At 74.1% G+C, this 4,430-nt stretch carries 1 protein-coding gene; it reads left to right on the top strand.

The features are described from left to right. Positions 1 to 4,430: type I polyketide synthase (locus AB0C22_RS31170; protein WP_357538578.1), on the top strand; the 4,430-nt coding region annotated here is incomplete at both ends.

Here is a 4,430-nt window from a genome sequence, read left to right as displayed (position 1 = left end):
GAGTGCAGTGCGCACCCGGTGCTGACCATGGGGGTGGAGGAGACCGCCGCCGACGCGGGTGTCGAGGTGGCCGCCGTCGGGTCGCTGCGCCGGGGTGAGGGTGGGCTGCGTCGTTGGCTCACCTCGCTCGGTGAGGCGTTCGCCCGGGGCGTCACCGTCGACTGGTCGTCGGCGCTGCCGGCGCGTCCGCGCGTCGAGGTGCCGCTGCCGACGTACCCGTTCCAGCGCCGCCGCTACTGGATCGACGCGACCAGCGGGGCGGCCGACGTGGCATCGGTCGGCCTCGGTGCGGCCGGGCACCCGCTGTGGGGGGCGTCGGTGTCGATGGCCGAGTCGGGTGAGGTGCTGTTCACCGGCCGGATCTCGCTGGACACCCACCCGTGGCTGGCCGACCACGCCGTCAACGGCACCGTCCTGCTGCCCGGGGCGGCCTTCGTCGAGCTGGTGCTGCACGCCGGTGACCACGTCGGCCTCGCCCACCTGGAGGAGCTGACCCTGCACGCCCCGCTGCTGCTCGCCGAGCGGGCGGCCGTGCAGGTGCAGCTGCTGATGACCGCCGCCGACGAGTCCACCCGGCGTACCGTCAGGGTGCACTCCCGGGCCGAGCACGCCGAGGTGGACCTGCCGTGGACCCGGCACGCCACCGGCGTGCTCGCCGACACCCCGGCCGCCGCCGACTTCGACCTGGTGGCGTGGCCGCCGTCGGGTGCGGTGCCGGTGCCGACGTCGGGGTTGTATGACGAGCTGGTGGTGCAGGGGTACGAGTATGGTCCGGTGTTCCAGGGGGTGCAGGCTGCCTGGCGGGTTGGTGAGGTGGTGTTTGCTGAGGTTGCGCTTCCGGAGGAGGCGCATGGTGAGGCGTCGCGGTTCGGGGTGCATCCGGCGTTGTTGGATGCGGCGTTGCAGGTGGTGGGGATCGGTGAGGCGGTGCCGGTGGGTCGTCCGCCGTATCTGCCGTTTGCCTGGACGGATGTGACGCTGCACGCGACGGGTGCCACCGCCCTGCGGGTGAAGGTCACCCCGACCGGCCCGGATGCGGTCACCCTGCACCTGACCGACCCGACCGGTGCGCCGGTCGCCGAGATCGGTTCCCTGGTGTCCCGGCCGGTGCAGCTCACCACCGCCCCCACCGAGGGCAACCTCTACCGGATCGACTGGACCGCCGTGCCGGTGGCCGCGGCCCCGGCCCCTTCCTGGGCCCACCTGGAGGACCTCGCCGACGACGTACCGGAGCTGGTGCTCGCCCGACTCACCCACCAGGACGCCGCCCTCGACCCGGCCACCACGGCGGAGCCGGTAGGGGACGTCGAGGTGGCCGGGCGGGCTGCGGTCGGTGCGGCGCTCGCGCTGCTCCAGCGCTGGCTGGCCGACCCCCGGTTGGCCGAGTCCCGGCTGGTGGTGCTCACCGACGGTGCGGCCGACCAGGTCACCGACCTGGCCCACGCCCCGGTCTGGGGCCTGGTCCGCGCCGCGCAGGCGGAGAACCCCGGTCAGTTCGTGCTGGTGGATGCCGTCCCGGAGACTCCGGTGGAGGAGATTCTGGCGGCGGTGGGGACTGGTGAGCCGGAGTTGTCGCTGCGGGACGGTCAGGTGCGGGTGCCGCGTCTGGCGCGCGCGAGCACCACGGCGCAGCCGTGGCGGGCCGACGGCACCGTGCTGGTGACCGGTGGCACCGGTGTGCTGGGCGCGCTGGTGGCCCGGCACCTGGTGGAGGTGCACGGGGTGCGGGACCTGGTGCTGACCTCGCGGCGTGGGTTGACCGCGCCGGGCGCGGTGGAGTTGCGGGACGAGTTGGTGGCGTTGGGTGCCTCCGTCGAGGTGGTGGCCGCCGACCTGGCCGACCGGGACGCCGTCGCCGCCCTGCTGGACGGCATCCCGGCGTTGACCGCCGTCGCGCACACCACCGGCGCGTTGGACGACGGCACCGTCGCGGCGTTCACCGACGCGCAGCTCGACACCGTGTGGCGGGCCAAGGCCACCCCGGCCTGGCACCTGCACGACCTCACCCGGGACCGCGAGCTGTCCGCGTTCGTGCTGTTCTCCTCGGCCGCCGGCGTGGTCGACGGCTCCGGGCAGGGCAACTATGCCGCCGCGAACGTCTTCGTCGACGCCCTGGCCGCGCACCGGCGGGCGCTCGGCCTGCCGGCGGTCTCCCTGGCCTGGGGTTTCTGGGAGGAACGCAGCGGGATGACCGCGCACCTCGGCGACGCCGACGTGGCCCGGATGGCCCGTTCCGGCGTGCTCGGGATCAGCACCGACCAGGGTCTCGCCCTGCTCGACGCGGCGGTCGCCACCGACGAGCCGCTGCTGGTGCCGATCCGGCTGGACACCGCCGCGCTGCGCGCCCAGGGTCAGCAGCTCCCGGCCCTGTTCCGGGGCCTGGTCCGGCTCCCGGCCCGCCGCGCCGCCGGCACCGGCCCGACGCCGGTCGGCGGTTCGGCACTGCACCGGCAACTGCTCGGCCTCGCCGACGCCGACCAGCGGCGGCTCCTGCTCGACCTGGTCCGGGGCAACGTGGCCGGGGTGCTCGGCCACGACAGCCCGGCCACCGTCGAGCCGTCCCGGGCGTTCCGGGAACTCGGCTTCGACTCGCTGGCCGCCGTGGAGCTGCGCAACAAGCTCAACACCGCCACCGGGCTGCGGCTGCCGGCGACCCTGGTCTTCGACTACCCCAACCCGACCGCGCTCGCCGACTACCTGCACACCAGGATCCTCGGCGCGGCCACCCCGCAGGCCCCGACCGTGGCCACCCCCGTCGCCGACGACGAACCCGTCGCCATCGTGGCGATGAGCTGCCGCTTCCCCGGCGGGGTCCGCACCCCCGAGGACCTGTGGCGACTGCTTGCCGACGGCACCGACGCGATCACCCCGTTCCCCACCGACCGGGGCTGGGACCTCGCCGGCATGTACGACCCGGAGCCCGGCCGGACCGGCAAGACGTACGCCATGGAGGGTGGTTTCCTCTACGACGCGGCCGACTTCGACCCCGACTTCTTCGGGATCAGCCCGCGTGAGGCGGTCGCGATGGACCCGCAGCAGCGGTTGCTGCTGGAAACCTCGTGGGAGGCGCTGGAGCGGGCCGGCATCGACCCGAACTCGCTGCGCGGCAGCCTCACCGGTGTCTTCGCCGGGGTCATGTACCACGACTACGCCAGCCGGCTGCCCGAGGTGCCCGAGGAACTCGCCGGTTACCTGGGCAACGGCAGCATGGCAAGCGTCGCGTCCGGCCGCATCGCCTACACCCTCGGCCTGGAGGGGCCGGCGGTCAGCGTCGACACCGCGTGCTCGTCGTCGCTGGTCGCGATCCACCTGGCCGTGCAGGCGCTGCGCTCCGGCGAGTGCACGCTCGCACTGGCCGGTGGCGTCACCGTCATGTCCACCCCGGACACGTTCATCGAGTTCAGCCTCCAGCGGGGCCTGGCCACCGACCACCGGTGCAAGTCCTTCGCAGCCGGCGCGGACGGCACGGCGATGTCCGAGGGTGTCGGCATGCTGCTGCTGGAGCGCCTCTCCGACGCCGAACGCAACGGTCACCACGTCCTCGCCGTGGTACGGGGTTCGGCGATCAACCAGGACGGCGCGTCCAACGGGTTGACCGCGCCGAACGGCCCCTCGCAGCAGCGGGTGATCCGGCAGGCCCTGGCGGCGGCCGGTGGCATCCCGGCGACCGAGGTGGACGCCGTCGAGGCGCACGGCACCGGCACCACCCTCGGTGACCCGATCGAGGCGCAGGCGCTGCTGGCCACCTACGGGCAGGAACGGCCCGGGGACCGGCCGCTCTGGCTCGGCTCGGTGAAGTCGAACATCGGCCACACCCAGGGCGCGGCCGGCGTCGCCGGTGTGATCAAGATGGTGCTGGCGATGCGCAACGGGGTGCTGCCCCGCACCCTGCACGTGGACGAGCCCACCCCGCAGGTGGACTGGTCGGCCGGGGCGGTCCGGCTGCTCACCGAGACGCAGCCGTGGCCGGCACTGGAGCGGCCGCGTCGGGCGGGCGTGTCGTCGTTCGGCATCAGCGGCACCAACGCCCACGTCATCCTCGAACAGGCGCCCCCGGCCGACGAGCCCCCGGTCGACGCTCCCGAGCCGGAGCTGCTGCCCTGGGTGCTGTCGGCCCGCACCGACCAGGCCCTGCGGGAGCAGGCCGCCCGGGTGGCCGACGTCGCGGGCGACGAGTCCGTCAAGGCCGGTGACCTCGCGTACGCGCTGGCGACCGGGCGGGCGCTGCTCGACCGGCGCACGGTGATCGTCGGCGACCGGCGCGACTTCGTCGCCGGGGCGCGGGCGTTCGCCGGCAACGGCACCGCCCCCGGCGTGCTCCAGGGCGGCACGGTGTTCGTGTTCCCGGGGCAGGGTTCGCAGTGGGTGGGGATGGCGGTGGAGTTGTTGGATTCGTCTCCGGTGTTTGCGGAGCGGGTCAATGAGTGTGG

It is taken from the genome of Micromonospora sp. NPDC048894, from assembly GCF_040649765.1.
Taxonomy (GTDB): Bacteria; Actinomycetota; Actinomycetes; order Mycobacteriales; family Micromonosporaceae; genus Micromonospora; species Micromonospora antibiotica.
This window is presented reverse-complemented; position numbering and strand designations above follow the sequence as displayed.